Genomic DNA, 17,879 nt, shown 5'->3' on the forward strand with positions numbered 1-17,879 from the left:
ATGCTAAATTATTTGATATTTTTTCCTTTAATTTCTGCTTTTGTGGTTTTGCTTTTAAATCGTGGGGGTGTTAAGGTTTTTAGCGTTGTTGTAAGTTTTATGATTTTGGCTTTAAATTTGGATATTTTTGCGGATTTTTTACAAGGGGTAAGCTTTGATTATAATCTCTCTTTTAAAATTTTGAAATTTTTTAGCTTTCATGTAGGAGTAGACAGTATTGCACTTGTATTGATGCTTTTAAGTTCTTTGATGATATTTTTAAGCTTTTTATTTTTGAAACTAGAACAGAAAGCGCTTATATCTTGTATATTCTTTTTAGAATTTGCTATTATGGGACTTTTTAGCGCAAAAGATGGTTTGTTGTTTTATATTTTTTGGGAATTTTCTCTTTTGCCTTTGCTTTATATTATGGGAGTTTATGGTAAAGATTTTAGAGCAGGGGTGAAATTTTTTATCTATGCTTTTGCGGGTTCAATTTTAATGCTTGTAGCATTGATTTATCAAGCTTATTTAAATTATCAACTTTTAAATATCTTCACTTTTGACTTGGAAATTTGGAAAAATAATGCCTCAGCAGCAAATTTTACAGAGCAACTTTTACTTTTTGGAGCATTTTTTATCGCTTTTGCTATCAAAGCTCCTTTATTTCCACTTCATACTTGGGCACCTAAGGTTTATGCAAATTCGCCTATACTTGTTTCTGTAATGCTTGTAGTTTTTAAAATGGCTCCTTTTGGATTTTTACTTTTTTGTTTACCACTTTTTCCAGATGCGAGTGTGTATTTTATGCCTTTAATTGTAGCTTTATGTATAGTAAGTATCGTTTATAATGCTTTAATTGCTTATAGAGCAGAAAATATTAAAGAATTGATTGCTTATAGTTCTATTTCACATCTTGGTGTGATGATTTTGGGAATTTTTTCTTTAAATGCTTTGGGTATTAGTGGTGCAGTTTTTTATATGTTTGCACACGGTATTGTAACAGGAACTTTATTTTTAATGGTTGAACTTTTATACCAAAGATATCATACTTATGATATTTCTTTTTACCATTCTTTGGCCAAAAAAGCACCTTTATTTTCAATTTTCTTTATGTTAATTTTACTCGCAAGCGTTTCTTTGCCTTTAACTGTTTCTTTTGTGGGAGAGTTTTTAATTCTTTTAGGTATAGCAAAGATTAATTTATTTTACGCTTTGTTGGCAGGTTTGGTGATTATTTTAGGAGCGATTTATATGTTCGCAGTATTTAGAAAAATATTTTTCATGCAAAAACAAAGCTTTATAGAGGGTTTTTCTTTACGTTTTAGAGAAATAGTAGCGCTTGTGTGCATTGTAGTAATGATTTTTGGACTAGGGCTTATGCCAAATATACTTTTAAAGCCGATACAAAAAGATGTGGATAATCTTATAAAAACAATGAATATTAGAGCTGTTGAGCAAAATACTTTAGATTTTTTATCTAAAATAGGAGAGGCAAATGTTAAATAATTTTTTAAATTTAGAACTTTTAAATATAAGCTTATCTTATCCATTTTTATTTTTAATTACAACTGCAATAGTTCTTTTGCTTTGCTCTGGTTTTTGGAAATTTCATCGATCGTTTTATATCGGCATAAGTTCTTTGTCTTTGATTGTAAGTGCTTTTTTGATTTTAAATAATGCAAATGCTCAAGGTTTAGAAGCAAAAGCTTTTTTGGCTACTTTAAATAATGATATTGTTTCATTTTATGCTTCTTTGGTGATTTTGTGTTTTTCATTTTTATATCTTTTAATGCAAAAAGAAGAAAATCAAGGTGAATTTTATGCTTTATTTTTATTTATGATTGCATCTTTGCTTTTGATGGTTTCAAGCTCAAATTTAGTACTTATTTTTATAGGACTTGAAAGTTCTTCTTTAGCGCTTTATACTTTAATAGCAATGCGTGGAAGTGATAATGCTATTTCAAGTGCGATAAAATACTTTAGTATAGCGGCTGTAGGAGCTGGGTTTTTTGTTATGGCTGTAGCTTTTATTTATTTAAAAACAGGAACTTTAGATTTATCTGCTAATTTAGCGTTAAAAAATGAGTTTCAAAAAGATCCCATGCTTTTGGGTGCTGGAGTGATGATTTTTGTTCTTTGTGCAATCAAGCTTTCTTTGGCACCTTTTCATTTTTGGCTTAAAGATGTGTATTATGCAGCACATACAAATTTGGTTGCTTTTATTTCAGTTGTGCCAAAAGTTGCCATGTTGGTTGTGGTTATTCGTTTGTTTGATTTTTTAAATAATACGGGTTTTGAATATATCATAATAGTTCTAGCGATTTTTTCTATGCTTATAGGCGCTTTTGCGGCTCTAAGTCAAAACAATATCAAAAAAATGTTTGCTTATAGTTCTGTAGTGCATTCTTCTTTGGTTTTGGTAGCTTGCATTCCTTTATTAAAAGAACAAAATTTTGATGGAATTTTGCTTGCTATTTTTGGATATTGGACTTTATTTGCTTTTGCAAATTATGCTGTATTTATGATTTTAAGCAATTATGAGAATAATTCTTATGAGAGTTTAAATGGGCTTTTGGTTAAAAAACCTTTAATTGCTTTTTGTTTAAGCATTAGTGTGCTTTCTTTAGCAGGTATCCCGCCTTTTGGAGTGTTTTGGGGTAAATTTATGATTTTAAATACAGCAATTTTAAATGGATATTGGTATTTGGCGCTTTTTGTGGCTTTATCTTCTGTTATTATGCTTTATGCGTATTTAAAGATTTTAATTCATGTTTTATTTATGAAAAATGATAGGGTTCATAATATTAAGTTTAGTTTTATACAAAATTTTATTTTAGCTTTTTGTGTTTGTGTAAGCACTTTTGCTATATTGTTAATGTTATAAGAGTTTTGCTATAATTATTTTATGAGAATATTATTTTTAATTTTATTAAGTTTTTTAAATGCTTTTGCTTTTGAGCTTGTTTTAAACACGGGTCGCGAAAATAATCAAGCTTTTGCAGTTTTACATGCGAGTAATGATTTAGAATTTACATGTCAAAAATTTATTACCGAAGCAAAAGTTCATTTTGAATGTGATATTGCAGGTATGGTTGATAATAAATTAAAAGATCAGAGTTTTTCTGCTTTTGATTTAAAATTTATACAAGAAGCTCAAAAAATTAAAATGATCATTTTGCCAAAAATACAAGCAAGAATGTTTGACACTTCTCAAAATATTTATATAGATAAAGAACTCAGTTCATCAAGTTCGCATAAAAGTAAGGCTTTTACTTTTATTTTTACACCAGAACTAGCACCTATTAAAGACTATGATGGACTTGATTTTAATATCAATTTTCCACATGAGAGTTTGCCTTATGTTGGAGCTTTGGATTTAAATTCTGATCCTGTTGTTATTCCTCAAAGTGCAGATATCAATACTTACTTACGCATCAAAAAAGAATACGATAAGGCTAATTACAATCAAGTGGTGATTGATGCACAAAATGCTATCAATAGATATCGTGGCAGTATTTTTACTAGTGAATTTATACTATATAAATTAAGAGCTCAAAATAAACTTTACACCCAAGATCCAAGCATGCGTGATCAGCAAATTTTAGAAAAGATGATTGATGACGCTAAAAATTGGACGCGTACTTTTACAAGTGATAAAAATTTTTCAGAAGTTTTACATATAATGTTAAGAACTTATATTGCTTTAGCTCAGCGTGCTGATGTAGAATATACAATGTCGATTTTGGATAATGAACAACCTAATAATTATTTTACTCAGTTATCAAAACTTGATTATGCAGACTATATTTATAATTTAAATGAAAAAGAAAAAGCTGTAAATATTTATGAAAATACTTATTTTAATACAAAAAATTTAGATTTAGCTGCAAGAGCAGCTATGAGTTTGGCAAAGAATTTGCTTTTAAATGAGCAGGTAAATAAAGCTATAGAGTATATTAATACCATTTTAAAAGCCAATCCTGAATATTTTGGAAAAGATATTCCAAGATCTTTAGAACTTGCTAAATTATTTAATCAAAAAGGACAATTTGATATAAGTGCAAGTATTTATGAAGATGCCTTTGCTAAAATGTCCAAACTTGATCCAAGTTATGAAGAAACTTTAAAAGATTTAGCCTTGGTTTTATCACATACTAACAGATCTAGTGATGCTAAAAAATACCTTGATTTGTATATGGATGATTATTTAGATGGTAAGTATTTAGATGAAATTAAAAAAGCAAGTGATGAGGTATTCTTTGCTTTAGGTGATAATAATGCAAGCTTTTTGCATCAGCGTTATACAGATTTAATGAAGCAATATGCAAATAAAGATGAGAATATTGCAAATAAAGCTTTAGATGAAGATGTTGCACTTTATTATAAAGAGGGAAATTTTAGTGCTATTTTAGCTTATAAAGATCTTATAGAAAGTAAAAAAATTCCAAATGCTACTCAATTTTTAGAGAAAGCAGCCATTAATGATTTAAAAAATGCCATAAAAGCTGATAATTGTATCAATGCTGTAAATATTTTTATGCGTTTTAGTGCTTATGATATAGGTCAGAAAATTGAGAATAAAAAACAAATGTTAGCTTGTCTTATCAGAACTTCTAATGTTGAACAAGCACTTGATTATATAGATAAAAATTATAATGAAGATTCTATATTTTATGGTCTTCAAAAAGCATCTATTCTTTTTGACAATAAACAATATCCTCAGGTGATTAAAATTTCTAAAGACATAACTAATTCTAGAATTTTAAAAAGTGATGATGAGAATTTTAAGGCTTATTATTTGCAATTTTTATCTTTATTGCGTTTAAATGACTATAATCAAGCCATTAAAATTTTGCAAATTTTAGAAAGTTTTCCAATGAATTTTAGTATGGTGGAAGCTTATGATGCTTTACTTTCTTACGCTAATGATCATAATATGCAAACAACTATTTTAACTTACGCACCTAAGGCCATTGACTATCAAAATTTTAAAGGTATAAATCTTTTTAGTCCTAATTTAGAATTTATGTATCTTGATGCTTTGACTAAAATTAATAAAAATGAAGAAAGTTTAGCTGTTTTAACAGATTTACTTAAATTAAAACTTTCAGATGAAGATAGAGCAAGAGCTTTATATATCCAAGCCTTAACTTATGAAAGAATGCAAAATGTACAAGCTGAAAAAGAAAGTTTAAAACAATGTCTTGAAATCAAAAGTGCTTCAAATTGGCAGAATTTATGTAAGAGTAAAAATCAAATTTTAAATCAATAAGTAAATTAGAGATAACTAGCTTTTTAGCTAGTTATCTAAGATTAAAACCTCTTCTTCTTAACATCTTCTAAGATATTATTAGCTATATCACTTACTGTACTAGAAATAATAGCTGATTCATTAGCAATTTCAACATTATCTTTAGTAGTTTGATCAATTTGAGCTACGCTATCATTGATTTGAGTGATACCTGCAGTTTGTTCTTTAATACTTTCTGCCATATCATTGATAGATTGAACAAGTAAATTAGTATTAGCTTCAATTTCTGATAAAGACTTTTGAGTTCTTTCAGCTAACTTTCTAACTTCATCAGCTACCACTGCAAAGCCTCTACCATGTTCTCCAGCACGAGCTGCTTCAATAGCTGCATTTAAAGCTAAAAGATTGATTTGATCTGCAATATCACCTATAATACCTGTAACATTTTTAATCTCTTCAGATTGAGTGATAACATCACTAGTTTTAACTGAAACATTTTGCATAGAAGAAGTGATCTCTTCTAAAGCTGCTGCAGTTTCTTCTAAAGATTGAGCTTGAGAATTTGAAGAAGTGGTTAAGCTTTGAACAGCAGTTTGTAATTTTCCACTTTCATTAGCTAAAGCATTAGCAAAGTCTGAACTTTGTTTTAGCATTTTAACTATTTCATCACCTAAAGCATTAGTAGTTAATTCTACACTACCGCTAGCATTTTCTAATTTATTTCTAAAGTCTAAGCTTTTGTATTCTTCAAAAATTTTATGAATAGCATTCATATCAGAACCTACTCTAGCTTGTAAAACATCAAGAAGTTTATTTAGAACATTTTTAAGTTCAATAAGCTGTGGGTTTCTTGGATTAGCAGTAATTCTTGCTGTTAAATTACCACCTTCTACAACTGATACGGTTTGAACTGATTCTTTAACGGCTTGATTGTCTTGTTCTAAGCCTCTTTTAGTAGCAAGAATGTTTTCATTGATAGCATTTGAGATTTGTCCAAATTCATCATTGCTTTTTACTTCTATAGTAGAAACATTTTTTGTTTTATAGTTGATAAAATCAAAGAATGAAGTTAAACCTGTTTGGATAGCTGCAAGTGGGGAGAGGTATTTTGATACGATGAAATAAAGGAGGATGATGCTAATAGATATCATAACAATTAAGGCTATAACTTGTATATATGCTGCTTTAAATATAGGTTTATTTATAATATCAGCGCTTTCGGTAATACAAGCTGTATAAGCAAAGACTTTAGTACAAGCTCCAAGTCTTTCTTCATTATTTAACTTATAAGAGAAGAAGTTGTTATCACCATTGAGTTTATATGCATTTAGAACAGGAGAATGGTCTACCGAAGGATCTAATAAAGCTTCGTTGGTTGCTGCAAATATTTTATTTTTTTGATCAAATAAAAAAGTATTTCCAGGAGTGTTTGCAACTAAATTTTGCAAATCTTCTGATGGTATATCGACACCCAGTACTCCTATGATTTTGCCATCTTTATAAATAGCTTTAGAATACGTTATTACATATTGTTTTAAAATTGTATCTAAATATGCTGGTGTAACAAAAATATCATTTGTTTTTAAAGCTTCTTGATACCAATCTTTTGTCTTTATATCTAAATCATCACGTAATTCAGGCATTTTTGCATCATTAGATTTTTGACTAAGTAAAACTTTTCCATTGTTTAAACCTAAATAAACATTTAGTGCATTTATACTATGACGATAATATTTCAATATTGGACCAACATTGTTAATAATATTTTCTTCAGTGATTAAAGATTGATAAGGTAAGTTCGCGATATCTTTTTCTAAAGCTCTAGTAAAAGATTGATTTGTGGAACGGAAATCTTCAACGGTAGATTGTGTGACTTTAAGTAGATCAGTTTGATTTTTAAGAGTGCTTTCATATAGTGAGGTTTTTGTAAAATAAAAACTTACAATACCTAGAACAATTAAGGCAAAAATTGCAATTAAATTTGCAATGAGAGAAAGTTTGATTTTAATACTATTCATTATTTTCCTTTTAATTTTTGTTATTTTTAGTATAAAACTAATAATTTGGCTATTATTTTATCACAAAAAAATAAAAATAAATTTTTATTTTTATTTTAAAAAGGAGAAAATATGGCTTATACTATGAAAAGAGGTAGAAAAAGAAACAAAAATTAGTGCTCATACTTTAAGATTTTGGCCTAAAAAGGTTTGTTTCCTTTTGTTCAAAAAGATGAAAATAGTGTGAAATATTTTTCAAAAAGCGATATAGAATGGGCAAAATGGATAGAATGGTTTCGAATTTCAGGTATGCCAATAGAACAAATCAAACATTATATAAAACTTTGCTCTTTGGGTATAAAAACTGCCAAAGAGAGACAAGAGATGTTAAAGCAAACAAAGAAAAAATTACAAAACCAGATTAAAACATTAAAAGAAAGTGAAAAAGTTTTAAGCAAAAAGATAAAAATTTATGAAGAAATGCTTGCAAATGAAGTCGATGGGTTTAATCTAGAAAGCAAGGACTATCAACCTTGCGATAAGTTTTGTAAAGAATCATGAGGCTTGATTCATTTTTTTAGAATTTAAACTTTTGCCTAATGCCCATTTTACAAGTAAGATAAGTACAGGAACTTCTACTAAGGGGCCTATAATGCTTGCAAAAGCTTGTTCTGAGTGAAGCCCAAAAGTAGCAATACAAATGATTATAGCTAATTCAAAGTTATTTCCACTAGCACTAAAGCATAAAGAACAAGTTTTAGGATAAGAAAGATGATTTTTCTTAGAAATAAACCAAGTTAGAAAAAACATGAAGATAAAATACAAAGTCAAAACAAAGGCTATTTTTAAAGCTTCTAAAGGCAGGTGAAATACTTCATTTGCTTTGTAAGAACACATAATGATAATAGTTGCTAGCAGGGTGATAAGAGTTATAGGGCTGATTTTAGGTAAAAAGGTATTTTCGTACCATCGTTTGCTTTTGTATTTTAAAAGTAGGGTTCTTGTTATAAAGCCCATTAAAAAAGGAATTCCTAAATAAATCAAAACATTTTTACTTAGAGCTGAAAAATCTATATCTAAACTTGTAGCTAAAGTGCTTTGACCTAGTAATTTTGGTAAAAAATCCAGATAAATATAAGCCAAAGTGGAAAAAAATAAAATTTGAAAAATGCTATTCATCGCTACTAAAGCACTGGTGTATTCTCTATCACCTTTTGCTAAATCGCTCCATACCACCACCATTGCGATACATCTTGCCAAGCCGATGATGATAACTCCTTGCATATATAAAGGCTCGTCTTTTAAGAAAATAAAAGCTAAGATAAACATAAGCAAAAGGGCCTATAAACCAATTTAAAATCATAGAAAGCAAGATAACTTTTTTAGAATCAAATACCTTTGAAAGCTTTGCATAATCAACCTTAGCCAAAGGCGGATACATCATCAAAATAAGACATAAAGTCAATACTACATTTACAGACTTGTACTCAAATAAATTCCAAAATAAAGCGATATTGGGGAAAATGATACCTAAAATTAAACCCAAAAAAATAGCTAAAAATATCCAAAGCGTGAGAAATCTATCGATAAAACCTAACATGTAAAGTCATTAAGAGAATTTGTCTTTATGGCTTGTAAAAGAGCTGTTATTTTATAATCTAAAATTTGAATTATTTTCTTAAATTCATCATCATAACTTCCGCTAGGATCTTTTAATCCAAAATCAAAATAATACCTTGATTTTAAGCTAGGACAAGCCACGCCACAACCCATACTTACGACTATGTCTAAATTTTGAGGCAAAGAATCAATGAGTTTAGAATAATGCTTTTTCATATCGATTTGATAAATTTCACGCATAAGTCTTATAGCCCGTGAATTTACACCCTTAGAAGTGTCGCTTCCTGCGGAAAATACTTCGATATCTACGCCCATTTTTTCAGCTTTATGCCTAGTTAGTGCTTCTGCCATTTGAGAACGGCAGCTATTGTGAATACAAATAAATGCAAGTTTCATTTATCGTTCTCGCAAGTGTTTTGTTCTAAAACTATGTTGTCAATATCTAGATTTTTAATATTTTCAAAAAGGTCAGAATGCAGTTTTAAAAGCTCATTGTTGATACCATAATACGCCCAAGTTCCCTTACGCTTGACATATAAAAATCCTGCATCTTTTAAAATTTTTAAATGTCTTGAAAGTCTTGATTGCCCCATGTTTAAAAGTTTTTGCAAATCACACACGCACAGTTCTTGATATTTTAAAAGATGGTATAGGATAAGCACTCTGCTTTCATCGTTGATCGCTGAAATGATGGTTAAAAACTTTTGCATTTATTTTCCTTATATGAAATTTATAAGCATACCAAAAGATATGGCTACGCTTAAAATGATAGATATAAACAATAATAAAAATTTCATCTTAAACATTTGCTTAAGTAAAACAAGTTCGGGTAAAGAACACCCCGCACCTGCGATTAAAAAACTCATAATCACACCTTGAGAAATTCCCATTTGTAAAAGTATCAAGCCTATAGGGATGATGGTTTCTACTCTTAAGTAAAGCAAAACTCCAAAAAACGCTGCTAGGATAATGCTTAAAATTTCATTGCCACTTAGGTATTTTTGTAAAATTTCTTGAGGGATGAAATCATGGATCAAAGCTCCTATAAGCACTGCGATTACTATATAGGGTAGCAATTTTTTATAGTTTGCAATACTCTCTTTAAAAAGTTTTTTGAAATTTATCTTCGTATCGTTAGTTTTGTTTTGAGTGTTAGCACAACAAGAGCTTGGTTTAAAGACTATTTTACCTATGTTTTTAGCATTTTGTGTGAAAATGCTTGGGGCTGAGTTTTTAGGAGTATGTTTTAAAAAGTACTCTTCTTTAAATTTTGAAAAAATAAGAGAAATTATAAAAATAAAAATTACTAAAAACAATACATACATAAGACTTAATTTCAAGCCAAAGGTAACAAAAAGCATGGTAAAAATGATAGGATTTATAAGAGGTGAGGTAAAAAGATAAGCCAAGCACACGCTAAGTTTTACCCTAGCTTCCAAAAATGCTTTTAAAAGCGGTATGGTAGAGCAGGAGCAAAAAGGCGTTAAAGCACCTAAAAATATAGCTTTAAAATAGCTTGAAATTTTATCTCCGTTCAGTTGTTTTCTAAACATTCCTTCGTATTTTTGGTTGATAATGCTAATAAGAAAAGAAATTCCTATAAAAAGCACAGAAAGTTCGACAAATAGATACAAAAACTCTTTAAAAGTGCTAAAAAATACTTGCATTGTTTTTCCTAAAAAATTTTTAGAGCAGTGTAATATAAATTTATTAATATATCAATATATATTTATATATTGATAATGTAATATATATACAGAGTGTTTTAAAATAAAGTTTTTACTTGAAATAATAAAGTTAAGATATAAAAGTTAATTTTAAAATTTCTATAGTTACTATTTAGATGTTGTATATTTTAAAAATGCAAACTTAAAATATTAGCATAATAAGGATATTTGAATTTATAACAATTTTCATTAATAATGTAAATTATCGTTTATAGTTAAATATTACAATGCCTACTTAAAAATTTTGAAACTAGGAGTTTGTAATGAAAAAATATATTAGTAGCTGTTTGGCTATTTGTTGTTTAAGTAGTGCTATTTATGCAAATGATGTAAAATATGATGCACAAAAAATAGCGGATATTTTTTATCAACTCAATGCGGATCCTAAAAATCCCAAAGTAAAAGTTAATCATGCAAAAGGTTTTTGTGCTATGGGAACTTTTGAGCCAGCACAATCTATTAATAAAGAAATTGATGTGCCTTTATTGACATACAAAAGTTTACCAATTCAAGTAAGGTATTCTTTAGGTGGAGCTTTTAAAGATGATAAAAGCAAAACAAGAGGCATGGCTATTAGAATTACTGATCCTCAAGATTCTGCTTCTTGGACTATGGTTATGTTAAATACAGAAATAAATTTTGCAAAAAATCCTAAAGAATTTGGTCAGTTTTTTGAAATGAGACTTCCTGTAAATGGTAAAGTTGATCAAGAAAAAATAAGTAAAATGATGCAAGAGGTTGATTCCTATAGAAATTTTGCTGCATATACTGATAAAATTGGTATTAGCAAAAGTGTAGCAAATACTCCATTTTTTAGCATACATACTTTCTATTTTAAGCAAACAGGGAGTGAAAACTATTTGCCAGCAAGATGGAAATTAGTTCCAAGTGAAGGTGTGGCGTATTTAAATGAGGCACAAATGAAAAGTGCAAGTAGTGATTTTTTAAAAGAAGATTTCGAAGATCGCGTAAAGACTAATAAGCCGGTAGAATATAAAATGTATTTAGTATATGCAAATAAAAATGATATTATTAATGAAACGACAGCTTTATGGAGTGGTAAGCATAAAGAAAGCTTAGTTGGAACTTTTAAAGTTAATGCTTTGAGTGATGAAGATTGTAATTTTGATGTATATTTCCCTTCAGATGTACCTCAAGGAGTAAATCCGCCACAAGATCCTTTGTTCGATGTAAGAAACGAGGCTTATGCTATCACTTTTGGCATGCGTCAATAAATCTTTACTTTCAAGGGTTAAAGTCTTTTAAGAATTTATACTGTTTTGCCAAAGCTTGTCTTAAGATTAAGCTTTGGGGATTCATTTTTTTATGTTTGTGAAAAATATAGGTTTTATGAGATATAAAATACAAGTGATAATTTAGTATTTTTGAAATATAAAAATGTGATTTTAGAGTAAAAATATAAAAATAATTAACCCTAGTATTCTATATAATATTTACACTTATACTTTATAATTTAGTAAATACTAAAAAAGGAAAAAATGAAAACTTTAATCATTTTCGCACATACATTTTGGGAAGATTCTAAGGCAAATAAGGCTTTGTTTGAAAGCATTAAAAATTCAAAACAAGTACAAATTCACAATCTTAGCGAAATTTACAAAGAGGGTAAAATCGATGTCAGTAAAGAAATGGCTTTGTTAAAAAATGCCGATAAAATCATCTTTCAATTTCCACTTTTTTGGTTTAGCACTCCAGCGCTTTTAAAAGAGTGGCAAGATAGGGTTTTAACAGCAATTCTTTATGGAGAAAATAAAGAACTTTTAAAAGATAAAAAATTTCAGATTGTAACGACTTTAGGCGGCGCGCAAGAGAGTTATGATGGGCATCATGGTGCGACTTTAGAAGAGCTTTTAAAGCCGATTTGTTATGCATTTGAATATCTAGGATGTAAGAGTTTAAAGCCTTTTGCAATCTTTAGTGCAGATGCAAATAAGCTTGATTTAAAAGCTTATCAAGACGCTATAAGTCAAAATTCAGGGTGTTCTTAAATACTTTTTATAAATTTAAGAAAATGCTTACAACTTACAAAAAATTTCTAAAACTCTAGCAATATAAAAAGCTTGAATTTAAGGTGATTGATCGCCTTAAATTTTTTAATTAAATTTTAATCCTCAAAATTTCTAAGCAAGGGATAAATTTTTATTTTTTATAAACACTGAACTAATATTTATAGTATAATTTTTTCCAAATTTTATGTATCAAATTGGCGATATAAAGGAAGATAAAATGACTTATGACATAGCGGTTATTGGAAGTGGTAGTGTGGGGAGTTTTGCTGGGTATTATGCGGCTAAAATGGGCTTAAAAACCTGTCTTATCGATAAATTTCAAGCACCTCATACTCAAGGTTCTTATCATGGTGATACAAGGATTTTTCGTATAGCTTATGGCGAGGGTGAAAAGTATATACCGCTTTTACAAGAGGCATACACGCTTTGGGGAGAATTTGAAAAAGAGCAAAATATCAAGCTTTTTGAGCGTTGTGGGCTTTTAAATATCGGCTCAAATTCTACTTTTATGCAAAATGTGCTCTCAAGTGTGAAAAATTACGATCTTAAAGCAAAAATTCTAAATGCCAAAGAATTGCAAGAAAATTATAATATTTGCGTATCGGATGATTTTTTCGGCGTGTTAGAAACAGATACAGGCTTTGTGTATAGTGATTTGAGTGTAAAAAGTGCTATCAATGCTGCTTGCAAGCTTGGTGCGCATACTTTGTGTGATGAAATCGTGCGCATATGCAAAGAAAATGGAGTGTATAAAATACAAACACAAAATTCCAGCATACAAGCAAAACAAATTCTAATCAGTGCAGGAAGTTATGTCAATGAAGTATTGGGCGTGTGTGAATTTGACTTGCCAAAAGTGCCTGTGGGCATTAGACGCAAAGTGGTGAATTGGTTTGATACGGATTCTTATAAACTCTCACAAGGTTTTCCAGCGTTTATACTCGAATTTGAAGACGATTATTTTTATGGTTTTCCTGATTTTGCAGATGGATTAAAAGTGGGTAGAGATAAAGTAGGGGAGATCATTAGCACCCGCGAAGAACGCGTGGAATTTGGATCTTATGAGCAAGATACTCTTGATATAGACAAGCATATCAAAGAATTTTTTCCTGATTTAAAAGATTTTAGCAAAGGCAGTGTTTGCACCTATCCTTTAAGCCCTGATGATGATTTTATCATCGATTTTTTAGATGAAAATCTCTTTTTTATGGGTGGGCTTAGCCATGGGTTTAAATTCGCTCCCGCACTTGGACTTTTAGGCGTGAAAGCATTGCAGACTCAAAAGCTAGATCCGAGTATAAAGCAGTATTTTAGCCTAAAGCGTTTTGGATAAAGCTGTATAACCCTTATATTTAAGGGTTATTTAATACGCTCTAATTCTTCTATAACCAAAGGCAAATCTTTAAAGCCTTCGCTTTCCATAAAATGTCCACCATTTGGAGTTTGTATGAATTTAGCATTTAGCTTTTTGGCTAAATTTTCACTCACCCAAATTGGCACGACTTTATCGTCTTTTGCGCTGATGATGATTTTGTGAATTATCATGTTATCAAGCTTTTTATAGTCTAATTTTGGCTTTATAAAATCATTTAAAATAGGCAATTTTGCCAAAGGTTCATCAAAGGGTGCAACCATTATTACACCGCCGATTTTAGTCCTTTCATCAAGCGAATTTAAAAAATCAAGCACCGCAACTCCACCTAAAGAATGCGTGATAAAAAAGGTATTTTCATCAAGTTTTGTGAAATTTTGACTCATGGTTTGCATCCACTCATCAAGCTTAGGCGAAAAAGCATTAGGGAAACTTAAAAGTAAAACTTCATGATTTTTAGCTTTTAAATTCTTTGCTACACTTGGTAAAAATCCGTAATTCTCATCGCTGCCATAGCCATGCACGATATAAATTTGCTTAGCAAAAACAAAGCTAATGCAAAGACAAAGCAAAAAGATGATTTTTTTCATAAGTGTCCTTTCTAAAATTCAGTAGTTTAGATAATATTTTGTATTTTTTGCAAAAGCTCATTGGCTTTTTCTTGATTTGCCTTTAAAGTGCTTAGGATTTCTTCTACTTCACGCAAGGTTTTTTCTTCTTTGGAATTTGGATTTTTAGCACTTATATCATAGTTTCTTTCTTCAAGTTCTTTTATGCTAACTAGATAAGAATGAGGAGTGATTTTTCTTTCCTTATAGATTTTTAAAAATTCCTCAAAATGTGCGTATTCTAAAGGCTTGTTTTTGGTGAGTTTAAAAGGTGGTATAAGCTCATAATAATACACCTTATCATCTTCACCACAAATACTTCTTTTTCCTTTTGAGAAAAAAAGCACATTAGTCTTAACAGCACTATAAGGCAAAAATACCCCACTTGGCAAACTCAAAACGCATTCTAAATTAAAATCATCTAGTAAATCTTTTTTTACACTCACAAAGGCATTTGAATTTTGAAAAAGCACACCTTCAGGCACAATGATCGCACATCTTCCGTTGTTTTTTAAAGATTTTAAAATGTGCTGTAAAAATAAAAGTTCAGTAGCATTTGATTTTATAGGAAAATTTTCTTGAATTTGTTCTTTTTCTTTGCCACCAAAAGGTGGATTTGCAAGTATTACTTCGTATTTATCTTTTTCTGTTATATCTGTAATTTTTTTACTTAAAGTATTTGTTTTTATGATATTTGGACTTGAAATTTCATGAAGTATCATATTCATAACGCCCATTGCATAGCTAAGCGGAGTTTTTTCTTTACCAAAAAGAGCATCATTTTTTAAAAATTCAAGCTCTTCTACGCTTAAATTTGCTTTTTTGCCTTTGGTTCTGTCTTTATATAAAATATGTAAAAAACTCTCAACTAAAAATCCACAACTACCACAAGAAGGATCATAAATTCTTTCTTTTGGTTTAGGATCTATTACTTCCACCATAGTCTTTATCAAAGGACGAGGGGTGTAAAATTCTCCACTATTTCCACCATCGCTACCCATATCTTTTAGAAGTTTTTCATAAACTTCACCTAAGGCAAATACTTCATCTTCTTTATTAAAACTAATCTCATCAATGATATTTATCACTTCTCTTAAAGTATGTCCATTTGCTATGCGATTGTCTATAAATTCAAAAATTCCACCGATTTTATACTCTATACTTTTAAAATCATCATTATTTTTAAAATTTTTAAGATAAGGAAAAAGCTCTTTATTTACGAATTCAAGCAAATCCGATCCACTTAAAGCATTTTTTACATCAAGTTTGCCATCTTTTTTAGGCGCTGCCCAAACACTCCAGCTAAATTTTTCTTGCAAAATGCTTTTATAATCTTTGCCATCTAAAAACGCTAAATCTTTTAAATTTGTCTCATAATCATCTAAAAATTTTAAAAAAAGTATCCAGCCAATCTGCTCTGTATAGTGCATAGCACCACTTATGCCATCATCTCTTCTTAGAATATCTGTGATTTTATCGATTTTATTTTGCATTTAAAAAATTCCTTTTCTAAAAAGTCTTAAAAGTTCTATATTTATATAATAATTACTTCTACCCATTTTAATACACTCTAATATTCCTAAATTTTCACAAATTTTAAGATATTTTGAAGCACTTTGTCTTGAAATGTCTAATTTTTTTATTAAAAAATCTATCTTTGTATAAGGATGAGAAAACAAAAGCTCCACAAAATCTTTACTATAAAAATTCGTTTTATTTTGTAAAATTTCACCTACATTAGACATCATTTTTTCTATCTTAATAATAGTTTCAATAGTTTTTGCAGCGGTTTGCTCTATGCCTTTAAGTATGTATTCTATCCACTTTAAAATATCCCCTTCATCACGCACTTTTTGCAAAAGCTTATAATACTCATCTTTATTTTTTACTATGTAAGCACTAAGATATAAAATAGGAAAATCCAAAAGTCCTTTATATACTAAATAAAGTATATTTATAATCCTACCCGTTCTGCCATTGCCATCATAAAAAGGATGAATGCTTTCAAATTGATAATGTATAATTGCCATCTTTACTAAAAAATCAAATTCATCTAAACTATCATCGTTAATGTATAGTTCTAAATTTCCCATAAGTTCTTGTATATCATTAGGATTTTGGGGTGGTATGTGTTTGATTTCTCCTGTAATAGGATTTTTAAGCATAGTTCCACTTTGTTTTCTAAAACCTGCATTATTTCTTTCTAATCTTTTTTGAATTTCTAAAATATGTGCATTTCTTAATAACTGCTCTTTTTTTAATAACTCATATCCTTTTTTCAAAGCACTTTCATAATCTTTCACTTCTTTTGCTGCTCTTGTGAGTTTGTTTTCATCAACTCGTGATAAAAAAAGTTCATCATGTGTTGTGATGATATTTTCTATCTCGCTCGAATCTTTTGCTTCTTGCAAAATCAAAGCATTAATTAAAATACTTGGATTTGGTATGCTTTTACTAAGTCCATTTAACTCTGCTAATTTTCTAGAAGCTTTAATGATAAGACTATAAATATTTGCATTTAATTCTATATTTAAAGGCAATTTTTGAGGTATAAATTCTTTCATAATTTTCCAATATGTTAATTTTTTCTAAAAATTTTAACATTATAAAAAAATATGTTAAAAAAATCAAAAATTTTTAACATATTAAGCCAATGTGTTAAAATTTGGCAAATTTTTTAACATTATAAATTTCCTTTAAAAGCTTTATCTAGTAATGAATTTTTAAGCTCTTGCAAGTCTTTTATCTGTGCTTGATAGTTTTGCTTTAAATTTTTTACATGAGAAGAAAGCTCATCTAAAATTCCTACTATTCTTTCTTGCTCTTTTATATCTTTCGGTAGGGGGATTTGAATATTATGTATTTGCTCTGTACTTAAATTCGGCTGAGCTGCACCAAGAGCGTTCGTAAGATTTTGCTCACTATTGCAATATAAAAACCAAAAAATATACTTCCTTAAAATATCATTATTAATTCTTAATAAACCAACTCTTTGATTTAGATAAGCTTTATTATTTAAATTATATAATCCTATTTTACCAGTAGTAGCACCACTCATAGCTATTAATATATCATTCTTTTGTATCAAATAATTGTCTAAATTATTTTTATAATCATTAGGATTACAAAAAACTAAATCATCTAAAACAATATTTTCATTTTGTATATTTTTAATTCTTATAATAGGAATTCCTATATCACAAAATAAATTGCTTTTAAATGCAAAACCATTTTTTAATTTAACAATATCACCAAGCTTTTTAACTTCCCAACCCCGCGGTAAATTTGTCAT

General features: G+C 29.1%; 14 protein-coding genes and 2 pseudogenes. 7 read left to right on the forward strand and 9 right to left on the reverse strand.

Annotated elements, in window-relative coordinates:
- Genes ELQ06_RS00985 through ELQ06_RS00995 form a run of 3 tightly spaced genes read left to right on the forward strand, consistent with a single transcriptional unit; the run spans position 1 to position 5,254 of the window.
- A complete protein-coding gene (locus tag ELQ06_RS00985; RefSeq protein WP_052793980.1) occupies positions 1–1,488 on the forward strand; it encodes an NADH-quinone oxidoreductase subunit M in 1,488 nt (495 codons plus the stop codon).
- The gene (locus ELQ06_RS00990) at positions 1,478–2,866 is read left to right on the forward strand and encodes an NADH-quinone oxidoreductase subunit N (RefSeq protein ID WP_052784043.1); all 1,389 of its coding nucleotides are present in this window, start codon (positions 1,478–1,480) and stop codon (positions 2,864–2,866) included. Before ELQ06_RS00985 ends, ELQ06_RS00990 begins: the two co-directional genes overlap by 11 nt.
- A 21-nt stretch (positions 2,867–2,887) precedes the next feature.
- Entirely contained in the window at positions 2,888–5,254 is a 2,367-nt protein-coding gene (locus ELQ06_RS00995; protein WP_052797920.1) for a hypothetical protein, read from the forward strand.
- Between the two features lie 41 nt (positions 5,255–5,295).
- Here the strand turns inward: ELQ06_RS00995 and ELQ06_RS01000 are convergent, their stop codons facing one another.
- Positions 5,296–7,284 (reverse strand): methyl-accepting chemotaxis protein, encoded by a 1,989-nt coding sequence (locus ELQ06_RS01000; protein ID WP_134237456.1) that lies wholly within the window; start codon positions 7,282–7,284, stop codon positions 5,296–5,298.
- 78 nt (positions 7,285–7,362) lie between these two features.
- Here ELQ06_RS01000 and ELQ06_RS01005 point away from each other — a divergent pair.
- Positions 7,363–7,791: pseudogene (locus tag ELQ06_RS01005) on the forward strand (MerR family transcriptional regulator).
- Here ELQ06_RS01005 and acr3 read toward each other — a convergent pair.
- From acr3 to ELQ06_RS01025, 4 genes and pseudogenes are all read right to left on the reverse strand, one after another.
- A pseudogene (acr3, locus tag ELQ06_RS01010) lies at positions 7,786–8,830 on the reverse strand (arsenite efflux transporter Acr3). The pseudogenes ELQ06_RS01005 and acr3 overlap by 6 nt on opposite strands.
- The gene (locus ELQ06_RS01015) at positions 8,824–9,246 is read right to left on the reverse strand and encodes an arsenate reductase ArsC (RefSeq protein ID WP_134237457.1); all 423 of its coding nucleotides are present in this window, start codon (positions 9,244–9,246) and stop codon (positions 8,824–8,826) included. The pseudogene acr3 and the gene ELQ06_RS01015 overlap by 7 nt, the downstream one beginning before the upstream one ends.
- Positions 9,243–9,560 carry a metalloregulator ArsR/SmtB family transcription factor gene (locus tag ELQ06_RS01020; RefSeq protein WP_002784181.1) on the reverse strand — a complete coding sequence of 106 codons (318 nt, stop codon included), beginning with the start codon at positions 9,558–9,560 and terminating at the stop codon, positions 9,243–9,245. Before ELQ06_RS01020 ends, ELQ06_RS01015 begins: the two co-directional genes overlap by 4 nt.
- Before the next feature lie 9 nt (positions 9,561–9,569).
- Positions 9,570–10,517 carry a permease gene (locus ELQ06_RS01025; RefSeq protein ID WP_052797962.1) on the reverse strand — a complete coding sequence of 316 codons (948 nt, stop codon included), beginning with the start codon at positions 10,515–10,517 and terminating at the stop codon, positions 9,570–9,572.
- A gap of 323 nt (positions 10,518–10,840) precedes the next feature.
- Here ELQ06_RS01025 and ELQ06_RS01030 point away from each other — a divergent pair, with 323 nt between their 5' ends.
- From ELQ06_RS01030 to solA, 3 genes are all read left to right on the forward strand, one after another.
- Positions 10,841–11,812, forward strand: coding sequence for a catalase (locus ELQ06_RS01030; RefSeq protein WP_002823064.1), 972 nt, complete (start codon positions 10,841–10,843; stop codon positions 11,810–11,812).
- A gap of 264 nt (positions 11,813–12,076) precedes the next feature.
- Positions 12,077–12,586 carry an NAD(P)H-dependent oxidoreductase gene (locus ELQ06_RS01035; RefSeq protein WP_002781066.1) on the forward strand — a complete coding sequence of 170 codons (510 nt, stop codon included), beginning with the start codon at positions 12,077–12,079 and terminating at the stop codon, positions 12,584–12,586.
- A gap of 238 nt (positions 12,587–12,824) precedes the next feature.
- Entirely contained in the window at positions 12,825–13,940 is a 1,116-nt protein-coding gene (solA, locus tag ELQ06_RS01040; protein ID WP_002787633.1) for an N-methyl-L-tryptophan oxidase, read from the forward strand.
- Between the two features lie 26 nt (positions 13,941–13,966).
- Here solA and ELQ06_RS01045 read toward each other — a convergent pair whose 3' ends face one another.
- From ELQ06_RS01045 to ELQ06_RS01060, 4 genes are all read right to left on the reverse strand, one after another.
- Entirely contained in the window at positions 13,967–14,569 is a 603-nt protein-coding gene (locus ELQ06_RS01045; protein WP_002778507.1) for an alpha/beta hydrolase, read from the reverse strand.
- A gap of 26 nt (positions 14,570–14,595) precedes the next feature.
- A complete protein-coding gene (locus tag ELQ06_RS01050) occupies positions 14,596–16,080 on the reverse strand; it encodes a class I SAM-dependent DNA methyltransferase (RefSeq protein WP_052797960.1) in 1,485 nt (494 codons plus the stop codon).
- Complete coding sequence (locus ELQ06_RS01055; RefSeq protein WP_002892944.1) at positions 16,081–17,151, reverse strand: Fic family protein; 1,071 nt, start codon at positions 17,149–17,151, stop codon at positions 16,081–16,083. It abuts the gene before it with no gap.
- A gap of 119 nt (positions 17,152–17,270) precedes the next feature.
- Positions 17,271–17,879: a restriction endonuclease subunit S gene (locus ELQ06_RS01060; protein ID WP_052782209.1), complete on the reverse strand. Its 609-nt coding sequence runs from the start codon at positions 17,877–17,879 to the stop codon at positions 17,271–17,273.

The organism is Campylobacter sp. CH246 (genome assembly GCF_004378835.1).
GTDB lineage: Bacteria > Campylobacterota > Campylobacteria > Campylobacterales > Campylobacteraceae > Campylobacter_D > Campylobacter_D jejuni.